The sequence below is a fragment of the Streptococcus wuxiensis genome (assembly GCF_040888245.1).
Lineage (GTDB): Bacteria > Bacillota > Bacilli > Lactobacillales > Streptococcaceae > Streptococcus > Streptococcus wuxiensis.
Genome location: NZ_JBFNFE010000001.1, coordinates 306,224 through 323,212 on the forward strand (window position 1 = coordinate 306,224; position 16,989 = coordinate 323,212).

Consider the following 16,989-nt stretch of genomic DNA (forward strand, 5'->3'; position numbering starts at 1 on the left):
AAAAAAAATCTTTGTCAACGAAGAAAAACTAAATATTGTAGAATTTTTTTCGATGAGACTTAACAAAACACAATATATAGTGATTAGAAAAAATGAAATCCATAAATAACAGCGTTTTCTAAATGTTAAAATTATAAAAAACTATATGATGTATTTTGATAGATAAAATAGAAGATTTTCAGCAAGTTATCTGAAAGGAAAAAGAAGAAATCCCATAAAATACTTGAAAAAATTCCTAGAAGGTGATATAATACCAAATTGTAAGGGTTATCAGATATAACTCAAAAAGAAAACATTTAAAGGAGAGTCAAATTATGGCTTCTAAAGATTTCCACGTAGTGGCAGAAACAGGTATTCACGCACGTCCAGCAACATTGTTGGTACAAACTGCTAGCAAATTTGCTTCAGATATTACTCTTGAGTACAAAGGTAAATCAGTTAACCTTAAATCTATCATGGGTGTTATGAGCCTTGGTGTTGGTCAAGGTGCTGACGTTACAATCACTGCTGAAGGTGCAGACGCTGATGACGCTATCGCTGCTATCTCAGAAACAATGGAAAAAGAAGGATTGGCATAAGGATATGACAGAAATGCTTAAAGGAATCGCAGCATCTGATGGTGTTGCAGTTGCTAAAGCATATCTACTCGTTCAACCGGATTTATCATTCGAGACTATTACAGTCGAAGATACAAATGCAGAAGAGGCTCGTTTGGATGTTGCTCTTGAAGCTTCTCAAAACGAGCTTTCTCTTATCCGCGAGAAGGCTGTAGGTACGCTTGGTGAAGAAGCGGCGCAAGTATTTGACGCTCACTTGATGGTTCTTGCTGACCCTGAATTGATCGGTCAGATTAAAGAAACAATTCGTGCTAAGAAAGTAAATGCAGAAGCAGGTCTGAAAGAAGTTACAGACATGTTTATCACAATCTTTGAAGGCATGGAAGACAACCCATACATGCAGGAACGTGCAGCAGATATTCGCGACGTTACCAAACGTGTTTTGGCAAATCTTCTTGGCAAGAAACTGCCAAACCCAGCTTCAATCAATGAAGAAGTGATTGTGATTGCACATGACTTGACTCCATCTGATACTGCTCAATTGGACAAAAACTTTGTAAAAGCTTTTGTAACAAACATTGGTGGACGAACAAGTCACTCAGCTATCATGGCTCGTACACTTGAAATTGCAGCTGTATTGGGTACAAACAACATCACTGAACTTGTAAAAGATGGTGACGTTTTGGCTGTTTCAGGTATTTCAGGTGAAGTCGTTATCAACCCAACTGAAGAACAAATTGCAGAATTCAAAGCAGCTGGTGAAGCTTACGCTAAACAAAAAGCTGAATGGGCTCTTTTGAAAGATGCTAAAACTGTTACTGCAGATGGTAAACACTTTGAGTTGGCAGCTAATATCGGTACACCTAAAGATGTTGAAGGTGTGAACGAAAATGGTGCTGAAGCTGTTGGTCTCTACCGTACAGAATTCTTGTACATGGATTCTCAAGATTTCCCAACGGAAGACGACCAATACGAAGCTTACAAAGCAGTTCTTGAAGGTATGAACGGTAAACCTGTTGTTGTTCGTACAATGGATATCGGTGGGGATAAAGAACTTCCTTACTTCGATCTTCCTAAAGAAATGAACCCATTCTTGGGCTACCGTGCTTTACGTATCTCAATCTCTGAAACTGGTAACCAAATGTTCCGTACACAATTGCGTGCTTTGCTTCGTGCATCTGTTCACGGCAAATTACGTATCATGTTCCCAATGGTTGCTTTGTTGAAAGAGTTCCGTACTGCTAAAGCTATTCTTGAAGAAGAAAAAGCAAAATTGGTTGCTGAAGGTGTTTCTGTTGCGAATGATATCCAAGTTGGTATCATGATTGAAATTCCTGCTGCAGCTATGCTTGCTGACCAATTTGCTAAAGAAGTTGATTTCTTCTCAATCGGTACAAACGACTTGATCCAATACACAATGGCTGCTGACCGTATGAACGAACAAGTTTCATACCTTTACCAACCATATAACCCATCGATTCTTCGTTTGATTAACAACGTAATCAAAGCAGCTCACGCTGAAGGTAAATGGGCTGGTATGTGTGGTGAAATGGCTGGTGACCAAACTGCTGTTCCACTTCTTGTCGGAATGGGCTTAGATGAGTTCTCTATGTCAGCTACATCTGTTCTTCGCACACGTAGCTTGATGAAGAAACTTGACACAGCTAAGATGCAAGAATACGCTAACCGTGCTCTTACTGAATGTTCAACAATGGAAGAAGTTCTTGAACTTTCAAAAGAATACGTTAACTTTGATTAAAAACATTAAAACCTTGTAGAACTAAACTACAAGGTTTTTTTATTCTAATTTAAAAAGTCCACCTGTAAAATTTTCTAAAAATATGGTAAAATAGACAAAGGAAAAATACGGAGGCAACTATGCAAAACAGACCAATCATTATCGGAGTAACAGGGGGATCTGGTGGAGGAAAAACCAGTGTTTCTAAAGCAATCTTATCCCATTTCCCAAATGAAAAAATTGCCATGATTGAGCATGATTCCTACTATAAAGATCAATCTCATTTAACCTTTGAAGAACGTATTAAGACTAATTATGACCATCCTTTTGCTTTTGATACTGACTTGATGATTGCGCAAATTAAGGAATTGTTGGCAGGACGTCCTGTTGATATTCCTACCTATGATTATGCTGCCCATACAAGAAGTTCGAAAACCTATCGCCAAGAACCTCAAGATGTATTTATCGTAGAAGGAATTTTGGTTTTAGAAGACAAACGCCTTCGTGATTTGATGGATATCAAGATTTTTGTGGACACTGATGATGATGTTCGTATCATCCGTCGTATTAAACGCGATATGGAAGAACGTGGTCGTAGTTTGGATAGCGTCATTGATCAGTATCTTGGTGTCGTAAAACCTATGTATCATCAATTTATCGAGCCAACAAAGCGTTATGCAGATATCGTTATTCCAGAAGGAGTAACCAATACTGTAGCGATTGATTTGCTGACGACAAAAATTGAAAAGATTTTAGAAGAAGCTCGTTTAGCCCAGTAATAATTAAAAAAACTGTATCTCTTGATACAGTTTTTATTGTTTAATTTTTTCAAGTCTCGGAACAATGACGAGTGTTAAGAGGGCTGAGATAATTAATTCTGCGATTGAATTTGTTGAGATAACAGTCGCTAATAGTTTTTGAATATTTCCATCAAAAACATTACCAAAGAGAAAGAAGATACCACCTAAGACAAATACTGTATTCGTGAGTGAGCCAAGTGCACCTGCAAAGATGAGTCCAGCTCTTCCCTTTAGTAGTTTATAGACGAAATAAGGTGTCAAACCGATTAAGATACGAGGAACAATTGCGATCACAACTGAATAGAAGTTACCATTTGGTACAAATGGTGAGAAGAGATAGCTTGTTGGCAGGATTGTGAGAGTATTAACCGTTAAGCTAAGCATTCCCATCAGAAAACCTAAGGTTGCACCGATTCTTGGTCCGTAGATAATACTTGCAATAATTACTGGAATGTGAACGATAGTTGGTTTGATTGGAAAGGGAAGTACATTAAATAAAATCGAGCTTAGTAAATGAATAACAATCATAATGGCAAAAAAGATAGCGATTGGAGCAATATTAGAGCGTTTGTTCATGAATTTTATCCTTTATTTTTTGTAAAATAGTTTCGAGATCAGCGAGAGCACCACGACCTGTATCCCCACAGGCCAGTAGAGAATCTTTGGGAGAAATAATTGTATAAGCATAATCTTCTAAAGTTTTAAGATTAGCTTGGGTCGCAGGGTGGTCATACATCTTTGTGTTCATAGCTGGAGCCAATAGTTTAGGTACAAAGTGTGGCAAAGCAAGAGCAGTAGCAGTCACCATATTGTCAGCAAAACCGTGAGCTAATTTAGCGATTGTATTGGCTGTCGCAGGAACTACGATAAATAAATCTGTTTCTTTTCCTATTTGAATGTGATTCACTTGATCTGGAAAAGGTTCGTGCATGATATCGAGATGTACAGTATTTTGAGATAGTACTTGTAAAGTTAATGGCTGAATGAATTCTGTCGCTGACTGAGTCATAAGAACAGTAACAGAATGCCCCTGTTTTTTTAAAGAACTAACTAGGTCAACTGTCTTGTATGCAGCAATAGATCCTGTAATAGCGAGTGTAATACGGGCCATAAAATTCCTTTCTTTTAGTCATAACTTTTTATTTTCTCAAGGAGTAAATCAGCAATTTCATGTTTACTCATAGCAGTTTGGAAAGAATTTTTTTCAACTAGGTAAGCCTTATGTTGCTCGCTACTAATCTGAGTAAGGTCGTTTGCGACAATTAAATCAGCTTGGTTCTTTTCAAGACTTTCCCGAGCAACTTGAATCAGATGTTCCTGACTGACATCAACCAGTAATTTAAATCCTATCAGGTGAATCTTAGGATTCCATTCTTTAATAAGAGATATGATTTTTGGATTCTTCTTGAGAAATAGAACCTGGACGTCTTCCTTAGATGAGATTTTTGTTTCCTGATTTTTCTTATCTAAAAACTCTGTTAAATCTTGACTAGCTTCAATCTCATCAAAACCAGCCATATAGACAGGAGCGTAATCTGATACAGCCATAGAATGGATTAAGACCTGGTAGTCCATAACCTTATCTTTCATGACTTGTAGCAAATCAGCTGTATTTTTTATTTCGATGATGGTCAAGTTTGGATGATTAACTGGCTTAACTGCCTGAAGAGTGGTAATCAAACAAACTTCGTGGCCAGCCTTTAGAAGAGTTTCGGTGATAATTTTTCCAAGTTTACCGGAAGAGTGATTGGTAATAGAACGAACTCGATCAATTTTTTCACTTGTACCACCAGAAGTAACTAAAATTTTCATAGAACTATTGTACAAAAAAATGAGCATTAAGTAAAATGAAAGCGATGTAACAAGGGCCGAAAATAGGATGTTAATCCATAGTTAAAACCTATAAAGACATATAAAAATTTAAATAGAGATAAAGAAAGTCTGTTATTTAGCCATATTCACGAACGTTACTAATCATAATGACTGTTAAAAATCTTGTTTTATGATATAATGAATTAACACATTAGAGGCTAGAGGAGTTTTTTATGAAAACAGATATTGAAATTGCACAGAGTATTGAGTTAAAACCAATCGTTGATGTTGTTGAGAAACTTGGTATTTCATATGATGATTTGGAGTTGTATGGAAAGTACAAGGCTAAACTAAGCTTTGACAAGATTCGTGAGGTTGAGACAAATCCAGTTGGTAAGTTGATTCTTGTTACAGCTATCAACCCAACACCTGCTGGTGAAGGGAAGTCAACCATTACCATTGGTCTTGCTGATGCTTTGAACAAGATTGGTAAAAAAACTATGATTGCCATACGCGAACCTTCTCTTGGCCCTGTTATGGGGATTAAAGGTGGAGCTGCTGGGGGTGGTTATGCCCAAGTGTTACCAATGGAAGATATCAACCTTCACTTTACTGGGGATATGCACGCTATTACAACTGCCAACAATGCTCTTTCTGCCTTGATTGACAATCATTTGCACCAAGGAAATGAGCTAGGAATCGATCAACGTCGTATTCTCTGGAAACGTGTTGTTGACTTAAATGACCGCTCTCTTCGCCATGTAACTGTTGGTCTTGGTGGTCCACTTAATGGTATTCCACGTGAAGATGGATTTGATATCACAGTTGCTTCAGAGATCATGGCTATCCTTTGCTTGGCAACTGATATTGAAGATTTGAAACGTCGTTTGGCTAATATCGTTATTGGCTACCGTTATGACCGCACACCAGTTTCAGTTGGTGATTTACAGATTGAGGGTGCCTTGACATTGATTTTGAAAGATGCTATTAAACCCAACTTGGTGCAAACAATCTATGGTACACCAGCATTCGTACACGGTGGTCCTTTTGCAAATATTGCCCACGGTTGTAACTCTGTATTGGCAACGACAACAGCACTTCACTTAGCTGATTACACAGTAACTGAGGCTGGTTTTGGTGCAGATCTTGGTGCAGAGAAGTTCCTGGATATCAAGACTCCAAACTTGCCAACAGCTCCAAGTGCAGTAGTCATTGTAGCGACTCTTCGTGCCCTTAAAATGAATGGTGGTGTTGCAAAGGATGCATTGACAGAAGAAAATGTAGAAGCAGTACGTGCTGGATTTGCAAACTTGAAACGTCACGTTGAGAATATCCGTAAGTTTGGTATTCCAGCAGTTGTTGCTATCAATGAATTTGTTTCTGATACAGAAGCTGAAATCGCAGCTTTGAAAGAACTTTGTGCTTCAATCGATGTACCAGTCGAATTAGCTAGCGTATGGGCTGATGGAGCTGAAGGAGGAGTTGATCTAGCTGAAACTCTCGTAAAAACAATCGACGAAAACCCAGCAAACTACACACGTCTCTATGAAAACGAACTTTCTGTTCAAGAAAAAATCGAAAAGATTGTTACTGAAATTTACCGTGGTAGCAAGGTTAACTTTGAGAAGAAAGCTCAAACACAAATTACTCAAATCGTTCAAAATGGATGGGACAAATTGCCAATCTGTATGGCCAAAACTCAATACAGTTTCTCAGATAACCCTAACGCTCTTGGAGCACCTGAAAACTTTGAAATTACTATTCGTGAATTGGTACCAAAACTTGGTGCAGGCTTCATCGTTGCCTTAACTGGTGATGTCATGACTATGCCTGGACTTCCAAAACGTCCTGCCGCTCTCAACATGGATGTTGAAAGCGATGGAACTGTTCTTGGATTATTCTAATTCAAACACAAAAGACAACCTCTTAGATAAGGTTGTCTTTTTAACTACAAAAAACTCCTAGAAATCATCTAGGAGTTTAGTTTTTATTTCATAGTTGGGAAAAGAAGTACGTCACGGATAGTAGTAGTATCAGTGAGTAGCATGCAGAGACGGTCGATACCGATTCCCAAACCACCTGTTGGTGGCATACCATATTCAAGGGCTTCGATGTAGTCGTAGTCAATGCCAGTTGCTTCATCGTCACCAAGTTCTTTTGCTTTAGCTTGGGCTTCAAATCGGCTAAGCTGATCGATTGGATCGTTGAGCTCAGTGAAAGCATTTCCGTATTCTTTGGTCATGATAAAGAGTTCGAAACGGTCAGTAAAGCGTTCGTCTTCAGGATTCTTCTTAGCAAGTGGAGATACTGCTACTGGATGTCCATAGACAAAGGTAGGCTGAATCAAAGTTTCTTCAACAAATTCTTCAAAGAAAGCATTGATAATGTGACCTACTTCAGTATAGTGTTTCTCAACTGGAACTTTCTTCTCAGCAGCAATAGCTTTAGCTTCTTCGAAGGTCATGTCTTGCCAGAAATCAACACCTGTAATTTCTTTGATAGCATCAACCATGTGAACACGTTTGAATGGTTCGTTGATTTTAATTTCAGTACCTTGGTAGTTGACTGGGCCATCACCTTTAACAGCTTTTGCAACGTGTTGGATAATACCTTCAGTCAAGTCCATGATATCTTGGAAGTCTGCATAAGCTTGGTAAACTTCGATAGAAGTAAACTCAGGGTTGTGTGTAGCGTCCATTCCTTCGTTACGGAAGATACGACCGATTTCGTAAACGCGTTCCATACCACCAACGATAAGGCGTTTTAAGTGAAGCTCAGTCGCGATACGAAGCACCATGTCAATGTTTTGAGCATTGTGGTGAGTAATAAATGGACGAGCAGCAGCACCACCAGCTTCGTTGTGAAGAACAGGTGTTTCGACTTCAAGGAAACCTTGAGCATCGAGGTAGCGACGGATTTCAGAAATGATTTTTGAACGTGTGACGAAGCGATCAAAGCTTTCACGGTTAGAAATCAAATCAAGGTAACGTTTACGGTAGATTGTTTCAACGTCTGAAAGTCCGTGGAATTTCTCAGGCAATGGACGAAGGGCTTTAGACAAGTGTGTGATGTGAGTAGCCTTGATAGAGAGCTCTCCCATATCTGTACGCATCACTTCACCCTCAACACCTAGGAAGTCACCAAGATCAGCTTTCTTAAAGATTTCGTAGTTTTCTTCACCGACAGCATCTTTACGAACGTAGATTTGGATTTGACCTTCACGGTCTTGAAGGTGAGCAAAACCAACTTTCCCTTTTCCACGTTTTGTCACTAAACGTCCAGCGATAGTAGCAGTTTCATTTAGTTCGTGTAGCTGTTCTTTATCAAGATCAGCAAATTTATCTTTTAGTTCTTGAGAGTTGGCAGTACGTTCAAAACGTTTACCGAATGGATCAATTCCTTGTTCACGGAGCGCAGCCATTTTTTCGCGGCGAACGATCTGTTGGTCATTCAATTCTTCCATGTGTTCTGTTGACATGAGTTCCTCCTAATTTTAATCGAAATTTTAAATAATAAATTAATTTTTCACGATACTCCATTTTATCATAAATAGTCAAGAAATTCACGGATATTCTATAAAAACTAAAAAGAACTTGATTGTTAATATCAAGTTCTATATTTTTTGATAAGAAGTATCGTTCCAAGTCTTTAGAGTAAATGTTTCAAAGTCATCAGTTTCTATAATTGTTAGACTTGCATTAGCTAAACCTCCGTCTTTACGAAGCAGAGCTTCCTGATAGCCTATCAGCGTTCGAAGACTTGCAGTAAGGTTTGCTCCATGACCAACAAGTAATAGGTATTCTGCCTTAGAGTTTTTTAAGGATTTGATAAATTGGATAGTGCGCTGAGTTGTAGTGTAGAGTGATTCAGCTTCAAACATGCGAGTATCAAACTTAGCTAAGTTAGTTTTAAAGGCTTGAATTTGCTGAGGGTAGATAGCATTTAAAGTCGCAATTTTTAGACCTTCCAGTTTACCGAGGTGCCATTCTCTGAGTTCAGGAACACTTTCTAAAGGACATGGATTTGTCAGTTGACTTTGGATAATCTCAGCTGATTTTACCGCTCTTGGTAAATCACTCGAATAAATCTTGTCAAAAGGGATATCTTTAAGATATTGACCGAGTTCCTCTAAGGTATCAATAGATTCAGGGAGAAGTGGTGAATCTCCGCCAGCCCCTTGAAAGCGACCTTCTAGATTCCAGACTGTTCGACCGTGGCGTACAAAGTAAAGTTTCATTAGTTTATCTCCTCCAAGATATCAACAAAGCTAGCTTTTACAAAGTTTGCCAGATCTTTAGGTGCGATGATGATACTGTGTCCGACCTCGCCAGCAGAGACAATCATTTTTTCTAATTCTAAAGCAGTTTCATCAATAAAAATAGGGTAGTTGTGTTTTTGACGGATACCTACAGGGTTATTAGCTCCATGGATATATCCAGTCGTTTTTTCTAAATCCTTTTGAGGAATCATGGCCACTTTTTTATTTCCAGAGATCTTTGCTAATTTCTTTTCAGAAAGGTGTTCGGTGATAGGAACAATTCCTATTACCGGACCAGTCTTATCGCCCAATAATGCTAAGGTCTTAAAGATATGATTTCTATCATAACCAGAAGGAAGTTCTCCTTCTAAAGCATTGATTTGAATGCCTTGATGATCAACACCTGCCTTAGTCAAAATTTGCTCTACTAAGGTTTTTTTAACTTTAACTTTCTTAGCCATTATTTGTATTTATCCTCCAACTGACTCATCCAAATACCTAACCAAATGCCAAGAGCAAAAAAGAAGGCAACAATCACATAAGACACAAGAGATAAACCATTGTAGTTAATGCTTTCAGCATTACCCGCATTTGGAATCAATATCAAGAGTGTACTTGAAAGAACGATTGCAATGATGAAGTGATAAACACGAGAGTGATACACTCGAAGAGCGTAGTCCATCAATTTTGAAAAAATAATAAGAGTAGCAGCAGCTCCAATTCCAATCGGAAGGAAGGTACCAAATAAATCAAAAGTTTTAAATCCAGTTAACATTGGGGTATAGAGACCTAAAATCAAGAGAAGATTTGAGGGGCTTAATCCTGGAACTAAAATACCTAGAGCAAGAAGAGCACCAGCTAGGATAAAACTTGTGAAACTTGCGTTGAGTGAACCAACCACAAAGTTTAAAGCGTAAAGACCAATTCCAGAAACAATAAAGGTCACCCAAAACCAGATAAGATCGACTTTGTCTCTTTCAGAATCTTGAGTAGCCTCTTTTATAAGACTAGGGACTGTACCAATAATAGCACCCGCAAAACTCCATAAAACATAAACTTGATAATGCTCTAGTAAGTACTCAATTGGATAAGAAAATAGCCCAATACCTAGTAACATACCGATAGCAACAGGTATGAAATAAAGAATATCTTCTTTTAGGTTTTTAAATGGATGGGCAAGAAAACGAATCATTCTCTCATAGATACCCAAAATAGCTGCCAAGACTCCACCAGAAATACCAGGTAAGATAAATCCTAGTGCAATAACAATTCCTTTAATCATTTTTGAAATCCAAGATAACATAAACTCTCTCCATATTTATTCTCTAAAATTCTCTTCTTGTATTATATCACAAAGTAAGAGAAATAAAAAAAGCAAGTAGAAGTAATATCTGGCTTGCTAAATAAATTTAAGGTTTTAAGAATAATTTTCTAAACGTCTCTTGCTTATCTTTTGACAAAGAAATAAGATTTAGGTCTAGATGGTGTTCGAATCCAACCAGTTTACCCTTTGAGGTGTATTGATGAAGATCAAAGTCAAGGTCTGTATTTGGTGAACTTTCAAAGTAGCCTGAGTCAAGTCCGTAGGATGGAATCCAAATAGCAGAAAATTTATCTGTACTGATGCTATGTTCTTTCATGAAGTAAACTCCGATGTAGATACCGATGTTTTTAGCACCTAGAGATTCTAGTTTAGCACGGAAAGCTTCAACCCCTTTATTCATGTCTGACATAGTTTTTTCTTCGACATCTAACCAATAGTAACTTGGATTGTATGGGGAAGCTGAATTGTAGAATGCTTCAGCAGCCTTTTCCATATCCTCTACACTTTTTCCAGATACATAGGCATATACAGCAACTGGAACATTTCTCTTTTGAAACTCAGCGATATGACTTTTATAAGCTTTATCAATACCGTTTGTATAAGATGCATCGTTCTCAGTGGTAATCTGATTTCCTCCGTGGACTCGAACAATGACACCAGAGATATTTTGAGATAAAATATCGTAATTGATTTCCGATGGTCTCTGCCAACCAGAGATATCGATGATAGGCTTATCCAAGTTATGTAGAGCTTGTGTTTCTATTTGAACTAGATTTTGTTTGGTTTTTACAGGATGTTCTTCGAATCGTGGACGATTGAGAATCAAGAGTCCTATAAAAGCAGCAAATATAATAACTATAAAAGCTGGGCGAAATTTTTTTCTCATACTCCTATAGTTTATCGTAATTTGTAAAAAAAATCAAAAAATTTACTCAAAACGGAGTAGTGACAGTCATTAGCGTTAGGTTGAGGTCAACAAATTTGTGTATCGTGAAGTAAATTGTGGTATAATAATAAAGAATTTCTATAGAAAAGAGAAAAATATGGCAAATTATGCAATTATTTTAGCAGCGGGTAAAGGTACCCGTATGAAATCAGATCTACCTAAAGTTATGCACAAGGTTGCGGGAATTTCAATGCTTGAGCATGTTTTTCGTAGCGTGGGCGCAATTAATCCCGAAAAAACAGTTACTGTAATCGGGCATAAGGCTGAACTTGTAGAGCAAGTTTTAGCAGGACAGACTGATTTTGTGAGACAAACTGAGCAATTAGGTACTGGTCATGCGGTTATGATGGCCGAACCAATTCTTGAGGGTCTTTCTGGACAAACATTGGTTATTGCAGGTGATACACCATTAATCACGGGTGAAAGTTTGAAAAACTTGATTGATTTTCATGTGAATCACAAGAACGTAGCCACTATCCTTACCGCAGAAGCTGAAGATCCATTTGGTTATGGACGTATTGTTCGCAATGATAATGCTGAAGTACTACGCATCGTAGAACAAAAAGATGCGACCGATTTTGAGAAACAAATCAAAGAAATCAATACAGGAACTTATGTGTTTGATAATGCTCGCCTCTTTGAAGCTCTTAAAAACATCAATACCAATAACGCTCAAGGTGAATACTATATTACAGATGTGATTGGGATTTTCCGTGAAGCTGGTGAGAAGGTAGGAGCTTATACTCTGAAAGACTTTGATGAAAGTCTCGGTGTAAATGACCGTGTCGCACTTGCTACAGCAGAAGCTGTAATGCGTCGTCGTATTAATCAAGCACACATGGTCAATGGTGTTAGTTTTGTAAATCCAGAAGCGACTTATATTGATGTGGATGTTGAAATTGCTCCAGATGTACAAATTGAAGCCAATGTAACCCTCAAAGGTTCTAGTAAGATTGGTGCAGAAACTATTTTGACCAACGGAACTTATATCGTTGATAGTACTATCGGTTCAGGTGCTGTAATTACCAACTCAATGATTGAAGAAAGCACAGTAGCAGATGGCGTTACAGTCGGACCTTACGCTCATATTCGTCCAGGATCTAGCCTGGCAAAAGAAGTCCATATTGGAAACTTTGTTGAGGTGAAAGGTTCTAGCATTGGAGAAAATACAAAAGCTGGCCATTTGACATACATTGGTAACTGTGAAGTTGGCAGTGACGTCAACTTTGGTGCTGGTACTATAACAGTCAACTATGATGGGAAAAATAAATATAAGACAGTTATCGGAAACAATGTCTTTGTTGGTTCTAACTCAACTATCATTGCTCCTGTTGAGCTAGGAGATAATTCTCTTGTAGGTGCCGGATCAACCATTACAAAAGATGTACCAGCAGATGCGATTGCCATTGGTCGTGGACGTCAGGTTAACAAGGACGAATACGCAACGCGTCTCCCTCATCATCCTAAAAACCAATAGGAGCTTACGATGGAATTTGAAGAAAAAACACTTAGCCGTAAAGAAATCTATACCGGGCCTATTTTCCAGCTAGTTCAAGACCAGGTTGAATTGCCTGCTGGAAAGGGAACTGCTCAGCGAGATTTAATTTTCCATAACGGTGCGGTATGTATTCTCGCTGTTACTCCAGACAATAAGATTGTTCTAGTCAAGCAATATCGCAAGGCGATTGAAAAAGTTTCTGTTGAAATTCCTGCAGGAAAACTAGAAATTGGAGAAAACGCTGATCCTGAAGCAGCAGCCCTTCGTGAATTGGAAGAAGAAGCTGCGTACACTGGAAAACTAACTCTTTTGTATGATTTCTATTCTGCTATTGGTTTCTGTAATGAACGATTAAAACTTTATTTGGCAAGTGATTTGACAAAGGTTAATAATCCACGTCCACAGGATGAAGATGAAACTTTAGAATTACTTGAAGTTAGTCTTGAAGAAGCTAAACAACTGATCCAGTCTGGTGATATCTGTGATGCCAAGACTATCATGGCTATCCAGTACTGGGAATTACAAAAAAAATAGGGGAGGAACCTATGGGAAAACCTTTATTAACAGACGAAATAATCGAGCGTGCAAATCGTGGTGAAGATATCTCTGGCTCTACTTTAGTAGATGATCAAGAAACAAAGATATTATCGACTTCATCTCAACATTATAGAGCTTCACGTTCAAGTGACCATGGTTTTAGTCAAGATACCCTAACGATTGATGTTGAACCACAAATCCATAAAAGTCGTCGAATTGAAAATACTAAGAGAAATGTTTTTAACTCAAAACTGAATAAGATTCTATTTGCTGTTATTCTTCTCTTGATTTTGCTAGTTTTAGCAATGAGATTTATTTAAGGGGAATGTCATGAAAATTGGAATTATAGCAGCTATGCCAGAAGAGCTAGTTTATCTGATTCAACATTTAGAAAACTCTCAAGAAGAGACGGTATTAGGAAATAAGTATCATACGGGTAAAATTGGTTCAGTCGAGCTTGTCTTGGTGGAGAGTGGAATTGGTAAAGTCATGTCTGCTATGAGTGTAGCAATCTTAGCTAACCACTTTAAAGTAGATGCTGTTATCAACACTGGTTCAGCTGGTGCTTTAGCAGAAGGAATCGAAGTTGGAGATGTAGTGATTGCTGATAAGCTAGCTTATCATGATGTTGATGTGACTGCTTTTGGTTATGAATACGGTCAGATGGCCCAACAACCACTCTATTTCGAAACTGACAAGAAGTTTGTCAGTTTGATTCAAGAGAGTTTGTCTAAACTTGACCAAAAATGGCATCTAGGTTTGATTGTGACGGGTGACAGCTTTGTAGCTGGTGAAGACAAGATAGCTGCTATAAAAAAACATTTTCCTCAGGTGCTTGCGGTTGAGATGGAAGGAGCGGCTATCGCTCAAGCAGCTCACGCGCTTAATCTACCTTTCTTAGTTGTACGTGCCATGAGTGATAATGCTAACCACGAAGCTTCTATTTCATTTGATGAATTTATCGTAGAAGCAGGACGCAGATCGGCTCAAGCCTTGTTGACACTTTTACAATCTATTCATGATTAAAATAAAAAGAACACTTGTTAGTGTTCTTTTTTTAGGAAAAAAGGAAGCTTGTCTCTGATAGAGTTATTTTCAGTCTTTTTTGATATAATAGAAACATTGATTTGAAGAATAGGAAGAGAAAATGAATCCTTTATTAAACGGTATGAATGACCGACAGGCTGAAGCGGTCCAAACAACAGAAGGTCCACTGCTGATTATGGCGGGGGCTGGTTCTGGTAAAACACGAGTTTTGACCCATCGTATTGCCTACTTAATTGATGAAAAGATGGTTAATCCCTGGAATATTTTAGCCATTACCTTTACCAATAAGGCTGCTCGTGAAATGAAAGAACGTGCCTATGGGCTCAATCCAGCTACACAGGACTGTTTGATAGCGACCTTTCACTCTATGTGCGTTCGTATCTTACGTCGTGATGCGGATCATATTGGTTACAATCGTAACTTTACCATTATCGATCCAGGTGAGCAGCGATCACTGATGAAGCGTATTCTCAAGCAATTAAATTTGGATCCTAAAAAGTGGAATGAACGCACTATTTTAGGGACCATTTCTAATGCTAAGAATGATTTGATTGACGATGTTGCTTATGCTGCTCAAGCAGGAGATTTATATACAAACATTGTCGCTAAGTGTTATGAGGCCTATCAAAAGGAACTCCGTCAGTCTGAGTCAGTTGACTTTGATGATTTGATTATGCTTACGCTTCGTCTCTTTGACCAAAATCCTGATGTCTTGACTTACTATCAGCAAAAGTTCCAATATATCCATGTTGATGAGTATCAAGATACCAATCATGCCCAGTACCAACTGGTCAAACTGTTGGCTTCTCGCTTTAAAAATATCTGTGTTGTTGGGGATGCGGACCAGTCTATCTACGGTTGGCGTGGTGCTGATATGCAGAATATCTTGGATTTTGAGAAGGATTATCCTCAAGCCAAGGTTGTTTTATTGGAGGAAAACTATCGCTCAACCAAAACCATTCTCCAAGCAGCTAATGACGTTATTAAAAACAATAAAAATCGCCGTCCTAAGAATCTATGGACTCAAAATGCGGATGGGGAACAAATTGTCTACTATCGTGCCAATGACGAACAAGATGAGGCTGTTTTTGTAGCCAAAACAATTGATGAACTTGGTCGAAGTCAAAACTTCCTACACAAAGACTTTGCAGTTCTTTATCGTACTAATGCCCAGTCACGTACTATTGAGGAGGCCCTTCTCAAGTCTAATATTTCTTATACCATGGTTGGTGGTACCAAATTCTACAGCCGTAAGGAAATCCGTGATATCATTGCTTACCTCAATCTCATTGCCAACCTAAGTGATAATATCAGTTTTGAACGTATCATCAATGAACCAAAGCGTGGAATTGGCCCAGGAACTGTTGAAAAAATTCGAGACTTCGCTAATTTGCAAGAAATGTCCATGCTGGATGCTTCAGCTAATATTATGTTATCAGGAATTAAGGGTAAGGCAGCCCAGTCTATTTGGGACTTTGCCAATATGATTCTGGATTTGAGGGAGCAACTGGATCAATTAAACATTACAGAGTTGGTTGAGGCTGTCCTTGAAAAAACAGGTTACGTTGATATTCTACATGCACAAGCAACATTGGAGAGTAAGGCTCGGGTTGAAAATATCGAGGAGTTCCTCTCTGTTACCAAAAACTTTGATGACAATCCTGAAAGCCAAGAAGAGGAAACAGGACTAGATAAACTTAGTCGTTTCCTGAATGATCTTGCCTTAATTGCAGATACGGACTCTGGTAGTCAGGAGACGTCAGAAGTAACCTTAATGACCTTACACGCTGCCAAAGGACTCGAGTTTCCGGTTGTCTTTATTATCGGTATGGAGGAGAATGTCTTTCCGCTTAGTCGCGCCTCTGAGGATCCTGATGAATTAGAAGAGGAACGTCGTTTGGCATACGTAGGAATCACACGAGCCGAGAAAATTCTCTATCTAACCAACGCCAACTCTCGCTTGCTATTCGGACGTACAAGTTACAATCGTCCGACCCGTTTTATCAACGAGATTAGTCCAGATTTGTTGACTTATCAAGGTTTGGCTCGTCCAGCTAATACAAGTTTTAAAGCTTCTTACACAAGTGGAAACACTACATTTGGTCAAGGAATGAGTCTGGCACAGGCTCTTCAAGAACGAAAACGAAATACTGCGCCTACATCTATCCAATCAAGTGGTTTACCATTTGGACAATTTGCATCTAATAGTAAATCTTCTTCCAGTGAAACTAGCTGGTCTATCGGTGATATAGCCCTTCATAAAAAATGGGGTGAAGGAACTGTCCTTGAAGTATCGGGTAGTGGAGCTACCCAGGAACTAAAAATCAGCTTCTCAGAAGTCGGTTTGAAAAAACTTTTGGCTAGTGTAGCACCGATTGAGAAGAAGTAAGTTATCTAAATGAATAAGATTCCCTTATCACAAGATTGTGATAATTTACAAGTTTTTAACAAATAGCTTTTTAAATTTCACTA

The 16,989-nt window shown here is 38.4% G+C and carries 17 protein-coding genes; 9 read left to right on the forward strand and 8 right to left on the reverse strand.

All coding sequences use genetic code 11. From position 1 onward, the window contains the following. Positions 1–314 precede the first annotated feature (314 nt). The 3 genes from AB2B47_RS01475 (at position 315) to udk (ending at position 3,074) form a co-directional block, all read left to right on the forward strand. The gene (locus tag AB2B47_RS01475; RefSeq protein ID WP_000146952.1) at positions 315–578 is read left to right on the forward strand and encodes a phosphocarrier protein HPr; all 264 of its coding nucleotides are present in this window, start codon (positions 315–317) and stop codon (positions 576–578) included. Positions 579–582: 4 nt separating this feature from the next. Further along, on the forward strand, positions 583–2,316 hold the full coding sequence (gene ptsP, locus AB2B47_RS01480; RefSeq protein WP_320693573.1) for a phosphoenolpyruvate--protein phosphotransferase: 1,734 nt from the start codon (positions 583–585) through the stop codon (positions 2,314–2,316). Between the two features lie 119 nt (positions 2,317–2,435). Continuing rightward, complete coding sequence (gene udk / locus AB2B47_RS01485) at positions 2,436–3,074, forward strand: uridine kinase (RefSeq protein ID WP_004253618.1); 639 nt, start codon at positions 2,436–2,438, stop codon at positions 3,072–3,074. Positions 3,075–3,107: 33 nt separating this feature from the next. Here the strand turns inward: udk and AB2B47_RS01490 are convergent, their stop codons facing one another. From AB2B47_RS01490 to AB2B47_RS01500, 3 genes are read right to left on the reverse strand one after another with little or no spacing between them, the layout of a single operon-like run. Then, positions 3,108–3,671 carry an ECF transporter S component gene (locus AB2B47_RS01490; RefSeq protein WP_049496359.1) on the reverse strand — a complete coding sequence of 188 codons (564 nt, stop codon included), beginning with the start codon at positions 3,669–3,671 and terminating at the stop codon, positions 3,108–3,110. Further along, positions 3,655–4,206, reverse strand: a complete 552-nt coding sequence (gene coaC / locus AB2B47_RS01495; protein WP_320693440.1) for a phosphopantothenoylcysteine decarboxylase — start codon at positions 4,204–4,206, stop codon at positions 3,655–3,657. The genes AB2B47_RS01490 and coaC overlap by 17 nt, the downstream gene beginning before the upstream one ends. 14 nt (positions 4,207–4,220) lie before the next feature. After that, the gene (locus AB2B47_RS01500; RefSeq protein ID WP_320693441.1) at positions 4,221–4,907 is read right to left on the reverse strand and encodes a phosphopantothenate--cysteine ligase; all 687 of its coding nucleotides are present in this window, start codon (positions 4,905–4,907) and stop codon (positions 4,221–4,223) included. Between the two features lie 233 nt (positions 4,908–5,140). Here AB2B47_RS01500 and AB2B47_RS01505 point away from each other — a divergent pair, with 233 nt between their 5' ends. Beyond that, positions 5,141–6,811, forward strand: coding sequence for a formate--tetrahydrofolate ligase (locus tag AB2B47_RS01505; RefSeq protein ID WP_320693442.1), 1,671 nt, complete (start codon positions 5,141–5,143; stop codon positions 6,809–6,811). Positions 6,812–6,894: 83 nt separating this feature from the next. On the opposite strand, the gene lysS is transcribed toward AB2B47_RS01505, so the two are convergent. The 5 genes from lysS to AB2B47_RS01530 form a co-directional block, all read right to left on the reverse strand. After that, positions 6,895–8,385 (reverse strand): lysine--tRNA ligase, encoded by a 1,491-nt coding sequence (gene lysS, locus AB2B47_RS01510; RefSeq protein WP_006151499.1) that lies wholly within the window; start codon positions 8,383–8,385, stop codon positions 6,895–6,897. Between the two features lie 135 nt (positions 8,386–8,520). Next, positions 8,521–9,144 (reverse strand): histidine phosphatase family protein, encoded by a 624-nt coding sequence (locus AB2B47_RS01515; RefSeq protein WP_320693443.1) that lies wholly within the window; start codon positions 9,142–9,144, stop codon positions 8,521–8,523. Next, positions 9,144–9,626: an aminoacyl-tRNA deacylase gene (locus AB2B47_RS01520; protein ID WP_320693444.1), complete on the reverse strand. Its 483-nt coding sequence runs from the start codon at positions 9,624–9,626 to the stop codon at positions 9,144–9,146. The genes AB2B47_RS01515 and AB2B47_RS01520 overlap by 1 nt, the downstream gene beginning before the upstream one ends. Next, complete coding sequence (locus AB2B47_RS01525) at positions 9,626–10,468, reverse strand: DUF368 domain-containing protein (RefSeq protein WP_320693445.1); 843 nt, start codon at positions 10,466–10,468, stop codon at positions 9,626–9,628. The genes AB2B47_RS01520 and AB2B47_RS01525 overlap by 1 nt, the downstream gene beginning before the upstream one ends. Positions 10,469–10,574: 106 nt before the next feature. Beyond that, entirely contained in the window at positions 10,575–11,375 is an 801-nt protein-coding gene (locus AB2B47_RS01530; RefSeq protein ID WP_320693446.1) for a glycoside hydrolase family 25 protein, read from the reverse strand. A gap of 157 nt (positions 11,376–11,532) precedes the next feature. Here AB2B47_RS01530 and glmU point away from each other — a divergent pair, with 157 nt between their 5' ends. The 5 genes from glmU to pcrA all read left to right on the forward strand — a co-directional run bounded on the left by glmU (position 11,533) and on the right by pcrA (position 16,906). Next, positions 11,533–12,912 (forward strand): bifunctional UDP-N-acetylglucosamine diphosphorylase/glucosamine-1-phosphate N-acetyltransferase GlmU, encoded by a 1,380-nt coding sequence (glmU, locus tag AB2B47_RS01535; RefSeq protein ID WP_320693447.1) that lies wholly within the window; start codon positions 11,533–11,535, stop codon positions 12,910–12,912. A 9-nt stretch (positions 12,913–12,921) separates the two neighbouring features. After that, on the forward strand, positions 12,922–13,467 hold the full coding sequence (locus AB2B47_RS01540; RefSeq protein WP_320693448.1) for an NUDIX hydrolase: 546 nt from the start codon (positions 12,922–12,924) through the stop codon (positions 13,465–13,467). An 11-nt stretch (positions 13,468–13,478) separates the two neighbouring features. Then, the gene (gene macP, locus AB2B47_RS01545) at positions 13,479–13,790 is read left to right on the forward strand and encodes a cell wall synthase accessory phosphoprotein MacP (RefSeq protein ID WP_036757475.1); all 312 of its coding nucleotides are present in this window, start codon (positions 13,479–13,481) and stop codon (positions 13,788–13,790) included. 10 nt (positions 13,791–13,800) lie between these two features. Further along, positions 13,801–14,496: a 5'-methylthioadenosine/adenosylhomocysteine nucleosidase gene (locus tag AB2B47_RS01550; RefSeq protein ID WP_314943725.1), complete on the forward strand. Its 696-nt coding sequence runs from the start codon at positions 13,801–13,803 to the stop codon at positions 14,494–14,496. Between the two features lie 121 nt (positions 14,497–14,617). Beyond that, positions 14,618–16,906, forward strand: a complete 2,289-nt coding sequence (gene pcrA / locus AB2B47_RS01555) for a DNA helicase PcrA (protein WP_320693449.1) — start codon at positions 14,618–14,620, stop codon at positions 16,904–16,906. Positions 16,907–16,989 lie beyond the last annotated feature (83 nt).